Origin of the sequence: Faecalibacterium sp. AM43-5AT (assembly GCF_003603345.1) — a bacterium.
In the GTDB taxonomy this organism is placed as follows: domain Bacteria; phylum Bacillota; class Clostridia; order Oscillospirales; family Ruminococcaceae; genus Faecalibacterium; species Faecalibacterium taiwanense.
The window spans coordinates 286,173-300,813 of the sequence record NZ_QVGZ01000001.1 but is presented as its reverse complement, the minus strand read 5'-3'; the positions used below and the strand labels follow the sequence as shown (position 1 = coordinate 300,813).

General features: G+C 56.2%; 14 protein-coding genes. 13 read left to right on the top strand and 1 reads right to left on the bottom strand.

Translation table 11 applies throughout. The annotated features are described in order from the left end of the window. Positions 1–78 precede the first annotated feature (78 nt). From scfA to DW937_RS01550, 8 genes are all read left to right on the top strand, one after another. Positions 79–225, top strand: a complete 147-nt coding sequence (scfA, locus tag DW937_RS01585) for a six-cysteine ranthipeptide SCIFF (RefSeq protein WP_005926683.1) — start codon at positions 79–81, stop codon at positions 223–225. Positions 226–291: 66 nt separating this feature from the next. After that, a complete protein-coding gene (gene scfB / locus DW937_RS01580; protein WP_165852853.1) occupies positions 292–1,743 on the top strand; it encodes a thioether cross-link-forming SCIFF peptide maturase in 1,452 nt (483 codons plus the stop codon). Beyond that, positions 1,740–3,161 (top strand): amino acid decarboxylase, encoded by a 1,422-nt coding sequence (locus DW937_RS01575; RefSeq protein WP_120119896.1) that lies wholly within the window; start codon positions 1,740–1,742, stop codon positions 3,159–3,161. Before scfB ends, DW937_RS01575 begins: the two co-directional genes overlap by 4 nt. 118 nt (positions 3,162–3,279) lie before the next feature. Then, positions 3,280–4,800, top strand: coding sequence for an SPOCS domain-containing protein (locus DW937_RS01570; RefSeq protein WP_120119895.1), 1,521 nt, complete (start codon positions 3,280–3,282; stop codon positions 4,798–4,800). A 138-nt stretch (positions 4,801–4,938) separates the two neighbouring features. After that, entirely contained in the window at positions 4,939–5,724 is a 786-nt protein-coding gene (locus DW937_RS01565; protein WP_120119894.1) for an AzlC family ABC transporter permease, read from the top strand. Further along, complete coding sequence (locus tag DW937_RS01560) at positions 5,714–6,019, top strand: AzlD domain-containing protein (RefSeq protein ID WP_005942135.1); 306 nt, start codon at positions 5,714–5,716, stop codon at positions 6,017–6,019. The genes DW937_RS01565 and DW937_RS01560 overlap by 11 nt, the downstream gene beginning before the upstream one ends. Before the next feature lie 68 nt (positions 6,020–6,087). Next, on the top strand, positions 6,088–6,930 hold the full coding sequence (locus tag DW937_RS01555; protein ID WP_120119893.1) for a sugar nucleotide-binding protein: 843 nt from the start codon (positions 6,088–6,090) through the stop codon (positions 6,928–6,930). A 299-nt stretch (positions 6,931–7,229) separates the two neighbouring features. Next, positions 7,230–8,579 (top strand): nucleobase:cation symporter-2 family protein, encoded by a 1,350-nt coding sequence (locus DW937_RS01550; RefSeq protein WP_242959309.1) that lies wholly within the window; start codon positions 7,230–7,232, stop codon positions 8,577–8,579. A 3-nt stretch (positions 8,580–8,582) separates the two neighbouring features. On the opposite strand, the gene DW937_RS01545 is transcribed toward DW937_RS01550, so the two are convergent. Next, complete coding sequence (locus DW937_RS01545; protein WP_120119892.1) at positions 8,583–9,242, bottom strand: nucleotidyltransferase family protein; 660 nt, start codon at positions 9,240–9,242, stop codon at positions 8,583–8,585. A 99-nt stretch (positions 9,243–9,341) separates the two neighbouring features. On the opposite strand from DW937_RS01545, the gene DW937_RS01540 reads away from it, so the two are divergent. The 5 genes from DW937_RS01540 to selD are packed head-to-tail and all read left to right on the top strand — an operon-like array spanning position 9,342 to position 14,639. Further along, on the top strand, positions 9,342–10,145 hold the full coding sequence (locus DW937_RS01540) for an FAD binding domain-containing protein (RefSeq protein ID WP_120119891.1): 804 nt from the start codon (positions 9,342–9,344) through the stop codon (positions 10,143–10,145). Beyond that, on the top strand, positions 10,146–10,616 hold the full coding sequence (locus DW937_RS01535; protein WP_005942122.1) for a (2Fe-2S)-binding protein: 471 nt from the start codon (positions 10,146–10,148) through the stop codon (positions 10,614–10,616). Beyond that, entirely contained in the window at positions 10,613–12,904 is a 2,292-nt protein-coding gene (locus tag DW937_RS01530) for a molybdopterin cofactor-binding domain-containing protein (protein ID WP_120119890.1), read from the top strand. Before DW937_RS01535 ends, DW937_RS01530 begins: the two co-directional genes overlap by 4 nt. Then, complete coding sequence (yqeC, locus tag DW937_RS01525; RefSeq protein ID WP_120119889.1) at positions 12,901–13,608, top strand: selenium cofactor biosynthesis protein YqeC; 708 nt, start codon at positions 12,901–12,903, stop codon at positions 13,606–13,608. Before DW937_RS01530 ends, yqeC begins: the two co-directional genes overlap by 4 nt. Continuing rightward, entirely contained in the window at positions 13,605–14,639 is a 1,035-nt protein-coding gene (gene selD, locus DW937_RS01520) for a selenide, water dikinase SelD (RefSeq protein ID WP_120119888.1), read from the top strand. The genes yqeC and selD overlap by 4 nt, the downstream gene beginning before the upstream one ends. Positions 14,640–14,641: the final 2 nt, after the last annotated feature.

Genomic DNA, 14,641 nt, shown 5'->3' with positions numbered 1-14,641 from the left:
TTATCATAAGCAAAGATAAATGCGTACCGGGCTTTGTCCGGCGCGATGAAATTTTGAGAGCTAGAGAGGTTTTCTATTATGGAACGTATTAAGACCATTGCTACTCGTGACCTGACCAAGAGCGTTAAGACCGGCGGCTGCGGCGAGTGCCAGACTTCCTGCCAGTCCGCTTGCAAGACCTCCTGCGGCGTGGCTAACCAGCAGTGCGAGAACAGCAACAAGTAATTTTTGCAAACCCCATGCCGCCTTTGCCGGGCGGCATTTTTTTGTGTAATTGGAATGGAGAGTAAAATGGTACACCAGTATCAATTGAACGGCTATAATATCGTGCTGGACACCTGCAGCGGCTCGGTGCATGTGGTGGACGATGTTGCATACGATATCATTGCCATGTACCCGGAGCATACTGCTGACGAGATCGTTTCGGCTATGATGGCAAAGTATGGAGACCGCGAGGATGTCACGGAGGAAGATCTGCATCAGTGCATCGATGATGTGACCAACCTGAAGGAAGCAGGCAAGCTGTGGACCCCGGATACCTATGAGAATATGGCTTTCGACTTTAAAAACCGCAACACCGTGGTCAAGGCCTTGTGCCTGCATGTTGCACACACCTGCAACCTGAACTGCTCCTACTGCTTTGCTTCGCAGGGCCGCTATCAGGGCGACCGTGCGCTGATGAGCTTTGAAGTGGGCAAGCGTGCCATGGACTTCCTGATCGAAAACTCCGGCACCCGCCGCAACCTTGAGGTGGACTTCTTTGGCGGCGAACCGCTGATGAATTTTGATATGGTCAAAAAGCTGGTGGCCTACTGCCGTGAGCAGGAGAAGATCCACAACAAGAACTTCCGCTTTACCATGACCACCAACGGTGTGCTGATCAACGATGATGTGATCGATTTCTGCAACAAGGAGTGCCACAATGTCGTTCTGAGTCTGGATGGCCGCAAAGAGGTCAACGACCGCTTCCGCAAGGACTATGCAGGCCATGGCAGCTACGATACCATCGTGCCCAAGTTCCAGGAGTTCGTGAAGAAGCGCGGCGACAAGAACTACTACATGCGCGGCACCTACACCCACTATAACACCGACTTCACCAACGATATCTTCCACATGGCCGACCTTGGCTTTACTGAGCTGAGCATGGAGCCTGTGGTGTCCAAGCCCGGCGACCCCAGTGCCCTGACCGAGGAAGATCTGCCCATCCTGAAGGAACAGTACGAGATCCTTGCCAAGGAAATGATCAAGCGCAACCGCGAGGGCCGCGGCTTTACCTTCTACCACTACATGATCGACCTCACCGGCGGCCCCTGCATCTACAAGCGCATTTCCGGCTGTGGCTCCGGCACTGAGTACATGGCTGTTACTCCTTGGGGCGATCTGTACCCCTGCCACCAGTTTGTGGGCGACCCCAAGTACCTGATGGGCGATATCTGGAAGGGCGTTACGAACACTGCCGTGCGCGATGAGTTCAAGCACTGCAACGCCTATGCCCGCAAGGAGTGCCAGAACTGCTGGGCAAAGCTGTACTGCTCCGGCGGCTGTGCAGCAAACTCCTACCACGCTACTGGCAACATTACCGGTGTGTATGAGTACGGCTGCGAGCTGTTCAAAAAGCGAATGGAATGCGCTATCATGATCAAGGTCGCCGAGAATCAGGAACTTGCCGCCAAGGGCATCGAGGTGCCTATTGAGCTGGGCTCCACCTGTAACGCCTGTGCTGATGGCGAAGCCTGCGAATGAGCACGACCACGCCTATTGTGGATTTTGTGCGCCGTTACGCACAGTCCGGCACCTCGCGGCTGCATATGCCCGGCCACAAGGGCCAGAGCCTTTTGGGCTTTGAGCCGTGGGACATTACCGAAATAAAGGGTGCTGATGAACTGTATGGGGCTGACGGCATCATTGCCCAGAGCGAAGCCAACGCTACCCGGCTGTTTGGCACAGCACATACTTACTATAGTACAGAAGGCTCGTCCCAGTGCATCCGTGCAATGCTGTGCCTTGCACTGCAGGCTGCGCCCGCAGCCGGACAGCGCCCGGTCCTGCTGGCAGCGCGCAACGCTCACAAAGCGCTGTTGTATGCGGCGGCGCTGCTGGATTTTGATATCCAGTGGCTCTGGCCTGCGCCGCAGGATGCCGGTGCGCTTTGCAGCTGCCCGGTGTCAGCTGCAAAGCTGACAGGTGCTCTGCAGGGTTTGGCACAGCAGGGCAGGAAGCCTTTTGGTATCTATGTCACCAGCCCGGATTATCTGGGCGGCGTGCAGGATATTGCAGCGCTGGCCGAAGTGTGCAAGGATTTTAGCGTTCCGCTTCTGGTGGATAATGCCCACGGTGCTTACCTGCGTTTTCTGCTGCAGGGCGGTCAGCATCCTATTGCGCTGGGCGCGGCCATGTGCTGCGACTCCGGCCATAAAACACTGCCCGTTGTCACTGGCGGCGCATACCTGCATCTGGGCAAAAATGCCCCCATTCAGAACGAAGCCGCTGTGCGCAATGCACTGGCATTGTTTGGTTCCACCAGTCCGTCTTACCTGATCTTGCAGTCTCTGGACAAATGCAATCAGGTTCTGTCGGAAGGCTATCCGCTGCGGCTTTTGCAGTGCTGCGGTCATCTGACCCGCCTGCGCCGGGAGCTGAACGAAGCCGCTGCGGCAAAACACTGCCCGGGACCGCTGGCACTGGAAAGCGAACCTCTCAAGGTCACGCTTGATGCTGCTACACTGGGCATGACCGGCACAGAGCTTGCAGAAGCGCTGCGCAGCGCAAAGGTCGAGTGCGAATATGCCGACCCGCGCTATGTTGTGCTGATGTTCACCCCGGCAAATCCGCCGCAGGACTTTGAACGGCTGACTTCTGCCGTTCTCCACATTGTGGAAAACCTTACAGGACCGTTCCCGCTCCCGGGAAAAAACGATCGTGAGCTTTTGGAGCTGGAACACGAATTGCACACCTGCTGCAGCATCCGGCAGGCCGTGTTTGCCCCGCAGGAGCAGGTACCCACAGAGCAGGCGGTGGGGCGTATCTGCGCTATGCCGACGGTTTCCTGCCCGCCTGCGATCCCCATTGTGGTCAGCGGCGAGAAGATCACATCGGCTGCCGTCCGGCTGATGCAGAAATACCATGTAATGCAGGCGGCTGTCCTGCGCAAAACGATCTGATTGTTTCAAAAGGCCCAAAGGCATCGTGTGTTTTGCACGGTGCCTTTTTTGCGCGCATATCCTGCAAAGCATGTGCATACCTTTCCAGTAGAGACGGACAGGGAAAGGAGCACACTGCATGGAACTGAAGATCTTTCGGGATACGCTGCCGCAGGCAGGCACGAGCTGCACCGTCAAGGCAGAACTTCCGCTGGAAACCGAGATCCTGATTTCAGATTATCTTCCGCCGGTGTTCAAGCTGGTCAAATGCTTTGCAAAACCGGTGGTACTGCAAAAGCAGCTGCAGCCCGGGCGGCTTACATTGGAAGGCTATCTGCGCTGCACTGTGTTTTATCAGGGCGAGGATAGGGCCGGGCTTTGCCAGACCGAGCAGAAGCTGCCGTTTACAAAGCAGCTGGAGGTGCCAGAATTTTCCTTCACCAGCTGGATGGCCATGGTAGAAGGGCAGACCGAATACCTCAACTGCCGGGCGGTAAACCCGCACCGCATCGAGGTGCGCGGAGCCTATGGTCTTGTGGTTACTATCCATACACAGGATAAACAGGAACTGATCACGGCGCTGGCCGATGGCGGCATTGAACAGAAATTGCAGACGCTGAACGGCGTGCGCAGCACCGCGGTGCTGGAAAAGCTGGTCACTGTGGAAGGGGAGCTTGTGTTTGCAAAGCCGCCCGCAGCCATTCTGGATATTACCGGCAGCGCCGCCGTGCGGGAGGTAAAGCTGCTGGCGGGCAAGGCAGTGGTCAAGGGCGAGGTACGTGCCCAATGCGCCTGGCGCGCGGAAGGCGAAAGCAGCCTGCAAAGTCAGGCGGCATCCCTGCCGTTCAATCAGGTGGTAGATCTGGAAGGCGTAGCAGAGGACTGCAGATGCATGTGCGTGCTGGAGCCGGTTGGCTTTGCCCTTGCGGAGGGCGAACAGGAAGCCAGCGGCCAACTGACAGCCAGCGTGATGATGCATTTGCACGCATGGCGGCCCTGCCAGCTGCAATACGTAGCGGATGCCTTTTCTACGCAGTTTGAAACCGCCGTCACGCCGCAGGAATTGGCAGCAGAAGATCTTGCCTGTATGCTGAACGAGACAGCATCTTCCACGGTCTCCGGGCCGCTGCCAGATGCGGATGCTCAGCTGCGCGCCTGCTTTGTGTCTTATGGACCGGCGCAGGTAACACCTTACCGCGACGGCTGGGCCTTTACGGTGCGTGCCATTGCCACCGCCTTTGCCGAGAACAGTCTTGCCGAGCTGGAAAGCTACGAAAAAACACTGGAGCTTGTCTTTCCGCTTGCAGTAGAAGCCCCGCCGGGTGCACAGTTCAGCCCGGAATGCTGGCTGAGCACCGAGAACATCCAGTGCAGCTGCACTGGCGGCACATTGGAAGTGACGGTCACCGCCCGTGCCGAAGGAGCCATCCTCTGCCGGAGCACACATTCGGGCATCGGCAGCATTGAGCTGGGCGAACCGCTGACGACTCCGGACCCGGAGATCGCACTGCGCATCTACTATGCACAGGCAGGGGAGGAGTTGTTCGGCATTGCCAGACGGTTCCATGTGTCACCGGCACAGATCCTGACGGCAAATGGGCTGGAAGCCGGTACGCAGGTCCTGCCGCAGGCGATGCATTTTCTGGTGCCGGGTGCATAAATCGACGAAGAACGCTGCCTTTTCAGGCGGCGTTTTCCTTTTGTGCCGAAAAGAAAGTGAAAAAGCCCTTTCTTCTCTGTGTGCGTGAGAGTATAATAAAAAGCGGTGTTTGAAATAGGAAAGGAGTAAAAAACAAAGATGAATTCCAAAAGTAAGCTCCTTGCCCCAGAGCTTGTCAATGCAGAAAGGCCGGTTTGGGCTTTCAGCAAAAAAATTTTCTGTGAGGGCATGCGGGATGGCGTTCCCATTGCGCTGGGCTATTTTGCTGTTTCCTTCTCGCTGGGCATTGCGGCCCGCCGGGCAGGCTTTACCCCGTTTCAGGGCTTTCTGGTCAGCCTACTGAACAACGCTTCGGCAGGCGAGTACGCTGCATTTGCCATCATCATGGCCAATGCGACCTATCTGGAAGTGGCTGTCATCACACTGATCGCCAATGCGCGCTATCTGCTCATGAGCTGCGCACTGGCCCAGCGCTTTGCGCCGGGCACACCCTTCTGGCACAGGCTGCTCATCGGTTATGATGTGACAGACGAGCTTTTTGGCATCACCATTGCACGGCCCGGCAGCCTGAACCCATATTATACCTACGGTGCCATTCTGCTGGCGGCACCGGCTTGGGCCATCGGTACAGCGTTGGGCATCATTGCGGGCAATCTGCTGCCGCTGCGGGCTGTCAGTGCGCTGAGCGTTGCCCTTTACGGCATGTTCCTTGCCATCATCATTCCTCCGGCGCGTAAGAGCAGGGTGGTAGCTGCACTTGTTGCCATCAGCTTTGCACTGAGCTTTGTGTGCAATTACCTGCCGGGTATCTCCGCTCTTTCGGAGGGCACGCGCACCATTTTGCTCACAGTGCTCATTTCCAGCGCTGCAGCAGCTCTTTTTCCGGTAAATCCAGAAGAGCAGGAGGCAGAGCATGACGCATAATCATTACATTTACATTGCAGTGATGGCGCTGGTATCCTATGCCATCCGCATTCTTCCGCTCACACTGATCCGCAAGCCCATCAAAAATCGCTTCATTCAGTCGTTTCTGTATTATGTGCCCTATGTGACGCTGGCGGTCATGACCTTCCCGGCCATTGTCAACGCGACCCAGAGCCCGGCTGCCGGTGCCATGGCGCTGGTGGTAGGCATTGCAGCTGCTTGGTTCGGCGCAAGCCTGTTTCAGGTATCTGTGGCCTGCTGTGCCGTTGTGTTCGTGCTGGAACTGTTCCTTTAAAATTTTTGTGCCCGGCAGGCTGTCATGCTGCTGGGCACTTTTTCATTGACCTGCAGGAGGAAATTATCATGAAAAAAATTCTTATCACCGGTGCGGGCGGCTTTGTCGGCTCCCGCATTTTGCAGCAGTGGCAGGGAAAGTACGAGCTTTGCGCCCTTCCAAAAGGCTTTTTCTGTACAGCCGATGAAGCTCTCACCCGTGCACAGGTGGAAGCTTTGCATCCGGATGTGATCCTGCACACCGCTGCTCTTTCCGATACCAGTTACTGTGCGCAGCATCCGGCAGAAGCTTACCGTGCCAATGTGGAGCTGCCAGTCTGGCTGGCACGGGCTGCGCAGCAGACGAAGGCAAAGCTGGTGGCATTCAGCTCGGATCAGGTCTATGCCGGTGTTCAGCAACAGGGCTTGCTGCCGGAAACACTGGCCCTGCATCCCGCAAACATTTACGGCCAATACAAGCTGGAAGCAGAGCAGCGTGTGCTGGAGCTCTGCCCGGACTCGGTCCATCTGCGTGCCAGTTGGATGTATGACCTGCCCGGCTATGGGCTGCCCATCCGGGGCAATCTTCCGCTGAATCTTTTGCGTGCCGCGCTGAAGGGAGAGGCTCTGCGCTTCTCCCGGAACGACCACCGCGGCGTGACCTATGTGCGGCAGGTAATTGAAAATCTGGAGCCTGCCATGGCGCTGCCCGGCGGCGTATATAATTTTGGCAGCGGCAATGCCGAAAACATGGTATGCACCGCCCGGCAGTTTGCCGAAACGCTGGGAATCGCTGTGCAGATTGAGGAAGAAAGCTGGGGCCGGAACCTTGTGATGGACACCACAAAACTGAAACGCTTCGGCATCCGGTTCGACACCACTCAGCAGGGCATCCAGCGCTGTTTAAAAGATTACGGGCTGAGAACGCTGTAAAATTTCCATATCGCACAAAAATCAAATAAAACAAAACAAAAAAGCAGGAGTTCTGCGCGAAATTCTTCCGACCAAAGCGGAAAAAACGCACAAAGCGCCCTGCTTTTTGTGTTTCTCAGCGGGAAACAGCCGTTCACGAAAAAGTCATACTTAATTTACAAGGATACGCAGTTTTGCTATAATAAATCCGCTTTTTTGGTAAAGCAGTCGAAAAGAATGATTTTTGTCAAGATTTGAGGAGAGTGGAACATTTGAAGGAAGTCAAGCTCGAAGAGTCGGCGTATCAGTTCGACGCAAAAATGTCCCTGAAACAGGCGATCCCGCTGGGTCTGCAGCATGTCTGCGCCATGTTCGTGGGCAACCTGACCCCGCTGCTGATCATCACCAGTGCCTGCGGCATTGCGGGTGGTGAATTTGCAGATCTGCAGGTCACGTTGCTGCAGAGCGCCATGTTTGTGGCCGGCGTAGTCACGCTGGTACAGCTGTTCACCATCGGCCCCGTGGGCGGTAGCGTGCCCATCATCATGGGCACCAGTTCCGGTTTTATCGGCGTGTTCAACAGTGTTGTCGGCAGCATGGGCGGCGGTGTGCTGGCCTATGGTGCCATTATGGGTGCATCCATCATCGGCGGCATCTTTGAAGGCGTTCTGGGCTTCTTCCTCAAGCCTCTGCGCAAGTTCTTCCCGCCGGTCGTCACCGGTACGGTTGTACTTTCCATCGGTCTTTCGCTGATCTCGGTGGGCATCAATTCCTTTGGCGGCGGCAACGGCGCAAAAGACTTTGGCTCCATGGAAAATCTTCTGCTTGCCCTGTTCGTATTGGTGGTCATTCTGATCTTCAAGCACTGGACCACGGGCTTCCTCAGCTCTTCCGCGATCCTGATCGGCATTCTGGCCGGTTACGTTGCGGCCTTTGTCATGGGTCTGGTGCTGCCCACCACCGGTGTCACTGCCGATGGTGTAGAGTTTACTAAGGCATGGGTGCTCAACTGGAATAAGGTGGCACAGGCCTCTTGGTTTGCCATTCCCAAGCTAATGCCGGTCAAGATCGTGTTTGATATGCGCGCTATTATGCCGGTGATGATCATGTTCGTTGTTACCGCTGTTGAGACCGTGGGTGATATCTCCGGTGTCATGGAGGGCGGCATGAATCGTGAACCCACCGATAAAGAGCTGTCCGGCGGTGTGATCTGTGACGGTCTGGGCTCCTCCTTTGCGGCTCTGTTCGGTGTACTGCCCAACACTTCCTTCAGCCAGAACGTGGGTCTGGTGGCCATGACCAAAGTGGTCAACCGCATGGCTCTGGCCTCCGGTGCCATCTTCCTGATTCTGTGCGGCCTGATCCCCAAGCTCGGCGCACTGATCTCCATTATGCCGCAGGCCGTTCTGGGCGGTGCTGCCGTTATGATGTTCTCTTCCATCGTGGTCAGCGGCATCCAGCTCATCACCAAGGAAAAGATGACCCCGCGTCAGCTTACCATCGTCTCGGTGGCTCTGGGTGTTGGCTACGGCATGGGTGCCAACAGCGGCATTCTGGCACAGGCTCCGCACGCTTTCCAGCTGATCTGCGGCGAGTCCGGCATCGTTCCGGCTGCGTTCGTGGCGATCCTGCTGAATGTGCTGCTGCCGAAGGATGACAAGGCAGAATAAAGCTCAAAGCTTTTGCCGGGCCAGCGCTTCCAATTGCGCAAGTGCTTCGGGCGTGTCGGCATCGGCCAATTCATTCCGATCCGCAATGTAAACGGTGTGAACATGCGCGGGATATTTCCGAAGCAGAACACTTCCGCCCATGCCTTGCGGCAAGGTGAGCAGTTCCTGAAAAAGTCCTTTTTCAAACAGAACGGGACTTCCAGTAAGGGGAGACGGGTCGTTACGGACCCGGAATCCCAGACGGAAGATCTCCCGTTCTGTTTCTTTTTGCCGTTCCAGCCGGGTCCTGTGATCCCATCCGGAGATGCCTGCCATGGCTTCCACTGTCTCGCGGCACAAAAGCGGCTGGTCTCCCGGCAGGAACATGCAGCCAAAAAGCTCCGGAACCTGTTTCAGCAGCGCAGAAAGACCCAGCCGCACCGTATCGTTTCGGCCGGGCAGATCGTGCAGCAGCACCGGAACATTGCGGGAGCGGCAAAGCTGCGCAACTTCGTCCGAACGTGTCACCACGATGCGGGCCGAAAGCTTTGGAGTATCGGTCGCTGCAAATGCGCGGCATAGCATCGGTTCCCCGCAGAACGGCGCAAGGAGTTTGTTGGAGCCGAAGCGCTGGCTCAGACCGGATGCCATGATGACACAGCCCACCGGAAGAAGTTCTTTCATATAGTACCACTCTTTCTGAAACGAATTCACAATAGTATTATATCGAAATCTGTGTTAAAATAAAAGAACAGAGAAAAAAAGAGAGAGGAACCTGCATCTATGATGACGATCCGAGAATATAAGCAGGCCGAAAGTCTGGAAGAAGCGTGGCAGCTGAACCAGAAAAAGGCCAACCGTGTGCTGGGCGGCATGATCTGGCTCAAAATGGAGAATATCAATGTCGGTACAGCCATCGACCTGTCCGGTCTGGGACTGGACACCATAGAGGAGACAGAGGGCAGCTTTTCCATTGGTGCCATGGTTACACTGCGCCAGCTGGAAGAGCACGCCGGTCTTGCTGCGTATACCCATGGCGCAGTAAAGGAAGCGCTGCGGCATATCGTGGGCGTGCAGCTGCGCAATCTGGCAACTGTGGGTGGCAGCATCTACAGCCGGTTCGGCTTTTCTGATGTGCTCACGCTGTTTATGGCCATGGACTGTTCGGTAGAGTTGTACAAGGGTGGGATCATATCCCTGCGGGAGTATGCTGAACGCTCTTATGACCGGGACATCCTTGTGCGGCTGATCGTTAAAAAGGAAGAAGCAGAATTTTTCTATCAGTCCGTGCGCAACAGCCAGACTGATATTCCGGTGCTTACCTGCGCTGCCGCCCGTCTGGAAAACGGCAGCTATCGCATTGCGATCGGTGCGCGGCCGCTCAAGGCTGTGCTGTTTGAGCTGCCGGCAAAGGCGGGTGTTTCTGCGCAGGAACTGGCGCAGAACTTTGCCGATGAAGTAAAGCAAAAAATTGTCACTGGCTCCAATATGCGCGGCAATGCCGAGTACCGCCGCCATCTGGCAGGCGTTCTGACAAAGCGTGCTGTTCTGGAACTGGAAGCACGCACGGCACAGGAGGAAAATTAAATGCAGATCACTCTTACATTGAACGGCATCAAGGTCACAGAGGATGTGGCTGCAGATATGCTGCTGATCGATTTTGTACGTGCCCATGGCTGCAAGAGCGTCAAGCGCGGCTGTGAGACTTCCAACTGCGGTCTGTGCACGGTGTTTCTGGACGAGAAACCGGTGCTGTCCTGCTCGGTACTGGCAGCGCGTGCCAGCGGCCACAGCATTACCACACTGGAAGGCCTGCAGGAAGAAGCGGCGGAGTTCGGCGGCTTTATCGCGGATCAGGGCGCAGAGCAGTGCGGCTTCTGCAACCCGGGCTTTATCATGAATGCGCTGGCCCTCTTCCGCGAGAATCCGTACCCCAGTGAGGAAGAAGTGAAGGAATATCTCTCCGGCAACCTCTGTCGCTGCTCTGGCTATGAGGGCCAGCTGCGCGGCATCATGAACTTTCTGGCATGGAAAAAGCAGAAGGAGGCCGCAGAATGAGTACCATCAACAAGCCTTTCCGTAAAAAGGATGCCATGCAGCTGGTCACCGGCCAGCCCGTCTATATGGACGATGTGATCCCGCAGGACTGCCTGATCGTAAAGTTGCTGCGCTCTCCGCACGCAAATGCCATCGTCAAAACGATCAATACGGCTGTAGCAAAAAAGGTGCCCGGCATCGAGGCAATCTTTACATGGGAGGATGTGCCGCAGGATGCGCCGCGCTACACGCAGGCTGGCCAGACCTATCCGGAAGCCAGTCCGCGTGACCGCCTGCTCATTGACCGCCATGTGCGTTTTGTGGGCGATGTGGTGGCCATTGTGGCCGGTAAGGACGAAAAGTGCGTGGATAAGGCTCTCAAGCTCATCAAGGTGGAATATGAGGTTTTGGAAGCAGTGCTGGACTATCACACTGCCAAGGACAACCCCATTCTGGTGCATCCGGAGAACAACTGGGCCAGTCTGTGCCCGGTTGGAGCCGACAACAAACGCAACCTCTGCGCCCACGATGAGAGTGGTTCCGGCGATATCGACGCGGTGCTTGCAGCCAGCGATATAGTCATTGACCACATTTACCACACCAAAGCCTGCCAGCAGGCCATGATGGAGACCTTCCGCACCTACTGCTCCATTGATACCTATGGGCGGCTGAATGTGCTCAGCTCCACGCAGATCGTGTTCCACGCACGGCGCAATATTGCGAACGCACTGCATATTCCCAAATCCATGGTGCGCGTGGCAAAGCCCCGCATCGGCGGCGGATTTGGTGCCAAGCAGACGGCGGTCAGTGAGGTATATCCGGCTTTTGTGACTTGGAAGACCAAAAAGCCCTCCAAAATCATTTTCAGTCGTGTGGAAAGCCAGATCGCATCCTCGCCGCGTCATGAGATGGAGATGCATGTGCGGCTGGGTGCTACGAAGGACGGCATTGTGAAGGGCATTGATCTGTACACCCTTTCCAATACCGGTGCTTACGGTGAGCATGGCCCTACGACCGTGGGCCTTTCCGGTCACAAGTCCATCCCGCTGTACGGCAAGGCAGAAGCCTTCCGCTTTATCAGTGATGTGGTGTATACGAACCACATGTCTGCCGGTGCTTACCGCGGTTACGGCGCAACGCAGGGACTGTTTGCCGTAGAATCTGCTGTCAATGAACTGGCTCATAAGCTGAATATGGACCCCTTTGAGCTGCGGCTGAAAAACGCCGTACAGGAGGGCGATGTGATGCCCGCCTACTATGGGGCTGTCAACACCAGCTGCGCGCTGGACCGCTGCCTTGTCAAGGTGCGGGATATGATCGACTGGGAGCACAAATACCCTGCCCGTGATATGGGCAACAGCAAGGTGCGCGCTGTCGGTATGGGCATGGCGATGCAGGGCTCCGGCATTTCCGGCATGGATGTGGGCAGTGCCACCCTGAAACTGAATGACGACGGCTTCTACACCCTGATGATCGGTGCGGCCGACATGGGCACCGGCTGTGACACTACACTGGCGCAGATCGCCGCCGAAGTGCTGGACTGCCCGCTGGACAATATCATGGTCTTCGGAGCTGATACGGATACCTCGCCCTATGACTCCGGCTCCTATGCGTCCAGTACCACTTACGTTACCGGCAAGGCCACCGAAAAGTGTGCCATGAAGCTGCGCGGCCAGATCTGCAAGCTGGGCGCAGAGCTGCTGGAATGCACCGAGGACGAGGTGGAATTTGATGGAAAAGATGTTTTCAAGAGCAAAGATCCCACACAGAAAAAGTCTCTGAGCGAGATCGCGTATGCTTCGCAGTTCGGCCATATGGTTCCGCTGGAAGCCACCGAAACGCATACTTCGCCTTTGTCGCCGCCGCCGTTCATGGTTGGTGCTGCTGAGGTGGAAGTGGATACCGAGACCGGCGAGGTAAAGCTGCTGGAATTTGATGCCTGTGTGGACTGCGGCACGCCCATCAACCCGAACCTGACCCGTGTGCAGGCTGAGGGCGGTCTGCTGCAGGGCATCGGCATGACTCTGACCGAAAACATCACCTACGATAAAAATGGCTACCCGGAAGAGAATTCTCTGTTCCAGTACAAAATTCCGGCCCGCACCGATGTGGGCAAGATCAAGGTTGAATTCGAGAGCAGCTATGAACCCAACGGACCCTTTGGCGCAAAGTCCATCGGCGAGGTGGTCATCAACACACCGCTGCCTGCCATTTCCGATGCCATCTATAACGCTATCGGTACCCGGTTCTATGAGCTGCCCATCACACCGGAAAAAATCGCCATGGCAGTTGCAGAAAAGCAGAAATGATCGACGAAAAAATTTTTCCGTTTCTTGCGGAGAAGGGACATGTTATTTCTCTGGTGGGCGGCGGCGGAAAGACCACACTGATGTACAATCTGGCTGCGCACTGCGCCCGCAAGGGCTGGCGGGTATTGGCCGCTACCACCACCCACATTATGCAGCCGCCCGGCGGGGTCTGGGCACAAACGGATGCAGAGCTTTTCCGCCTGTGGAATTGCGGCAGTTATGCCGTGGCCGGAACCGCTGCACACGGCGGCAAATTGACGGCCCCGCCGCAGGCACAGCTGGAGCGCTGGATGACCCTTGCAGATATCGTGCTCATTGAAGCGGACGGCGCAAAACGGATGCCCTGCAAGGCACCCGCTGCGCACGAGCCAGTGCTTTTACCGCAGTGCGATACGGTTCTGGCTGTAGCAGGGCTTTCTGCGTTGAGGCATCCGCTCCGGGAGGTCTGTTTCCGGGCAGAGCTTGCCGCAGAGCTGCTTTGTGTTCCGCAGGATGCGCAGTTGACACCGGAACTTCTGGCAAAGCTGCTTGCGAGTGAAGCCGGTGGAAGGAAGGCTGTAGGGGATCGCAGCTTTTATGTTGTACTCAATCAGGTCGATACAAAAGAGCAGGCTGCTCTGGCCCGGCAGGTGGCTGATATTCTGAAAAAAATTTATCGGATTTCCTGCGCTACGTCTCATTTCGAGAAAGGAGAACGTGCATGAGCAAAGAAGGCAAGATCGTGTTCTGCACCGGCGGCGGATGTACCGCAAAGCTGGGGGCCGGAGCGCTGAGCCGTATTCTGGAAAAGCTGCCACGCGGTGCAAGAGACCCGAGCCTTCTGGTCGGGTACGACAGCCGGGATGATGCGGCTGTATACCGCATTACCGATGATGTAGCACTGGTGCAGACAGTAGATTTTTTCCCGCCGATGGTGGACGACCCCTATACCTTCGGCCAGATTGCAGCGGCCAACGCCCTGAGCGATGTCTATGCCATGGGTGGCGAGGTGAAGACTGCACTGAATCTTGTCTGCTTCCCGGAGAGCATGGATCTGAACATTCTGGGTGAGATTCTGCGCGGCGGAGCCAAGAAGGTGGCCGAAGCGGGCGGAAGCCTTGCGGGCGGGCATTCCATTGCCGATACAGGTGTGAAATACGGACTTTCGGTGACGGGCCTTGTGGACCCGAAAAAAATGTATACGAATGATTCCGGCAGGCCCGGCGACAAGCTGATTTTAACAAAAGCTCTGGGCGTGGGCCTGATCTGCACGGCAAACCGTGTGGGCGAAGCGGCACCGAAAGATATGGCCGGTGCCATTGCGTCCATGACAACGCTGAACAAAAACGCTGCCGAGATCAGCCGAAAGTATACGGTCCACGCGGCAACCGATGTGACCGGTTTCAGTTTTCTGGGCCATCTGCACGAGATGATGGGCGGAAAGCTTTCCTGTATCATTGATGCACGGATGGTGCCGGTTCTACCGGGAGCCGAAAAAGCGGCAGATGATTTTTTGTATACCGCTGCCGGACAGCGCAACCGCAACCATACCGGGCCATATGTCACTTTTGAAAATGTGCCATTTGCAATGGAAGAGGTGCTGTTTGACCCACAGACTTCCGGCGGACTGCTGCTGGCCGTTTTGCCAGAAGAAGCAAATGCGCTGGAAGCAGAGCTGCAGGCCGCTGGCCTACCCGCAAAGATCGTGGGTGAGATCATACCCAAAACCGAACAGGAAATCACTGTAAAATACTGATG

Coding starts and splice junctions, on each gene's coding strand:
- scfA (WP_005926683.1), top strand. CDS start 79: ATGGAACGTATTAAGACCATTGCTACTCGTGACCTGACCAAGAGCGTT.
- scfB (WP_165852853.1), top strand. CDS start 292: ATGGTACACCAGTATCAATTGAACGGCTATAATATCGTGCTGGACACC.
- DW937_RS01575 (WP_120119896.1), top strand. CDS start 1,740: ATGAGCACGACCACGCCTATTGTGGATTTTGTGCGCCGTTACGCACAG.
- DW937_RS01570 (WP_120119895.1), top strand. CDS start 3,280: ATGGAACTGAAGATCTTTCGGGATACGCTGCCGCAGGCAGGCACGAGC.
- DW937_RS01565 (WP_120119894.1), top strand. CDS start 4,939: ATGAATTCCAAAAGTAAGCTCCTTGCCCCAGAGCTTGTCAATGCAGAA.
- DW937_RS01560 (WP_005942135.1), top strand. CDS start 5,714: ATGACGCATAATCATTACATTTACATTGCAGTGATGGCGCTGGTATCC.
- DW937_RS01555 (WP_120119893.1), top strand. CDS start 6,088: ATGAAAAAAATTCTTATCACCGGTGCGGGCGGCTTTGTCGGCTCCCGC.
- DW937_RS01550 (WP_242959309.1), top strand. CDS start 7,230: ATGTCCCTGAAACAGGCGATCCCGCTGGGTCTGCAGCATGTCTGCGCC.
- DW937_RS01545 (WP_120119892.1), bottom strand. CDS start 9,242: ATGAAAGAACTTCTTCCGGTGGGCTGTGTCATCATGGCATCCGGTCTG.
- DW937_RS01540 (WP_120119891.1), top strand. CDS start 9,342: ATGATGACGATCCGAGAATATAAGCAGGCCGAAAGTCTGGAAGAAGCG.
- DW937_RS01535 (WP_005942122.1), top strand. CDS start 10,146: ATGCAGATCACTCTTACATTGAACGGCATCAAGGTCACAGAGGATGTG.
- DW937_RS01530 (WP_120119890.1), top strand. CDS start 10,613: ATGAGTACCATCAACAAGCCTTTCCGTAAAAAGGATGCCATGCAGCTG.
- yqeC (WP_120119889.1), top strand. CDS start 12,901: ATGATCGACGAAAAAATTTTTCCGTTTCTTGCGGAGAAGGGACATGTT.
- selD (WP_120119888.1), top strand. CDS start 13,605: ATGAGCAAAGAAGGCAAGATCGTGTTCTGCACCGGCGGCGGATGTACC.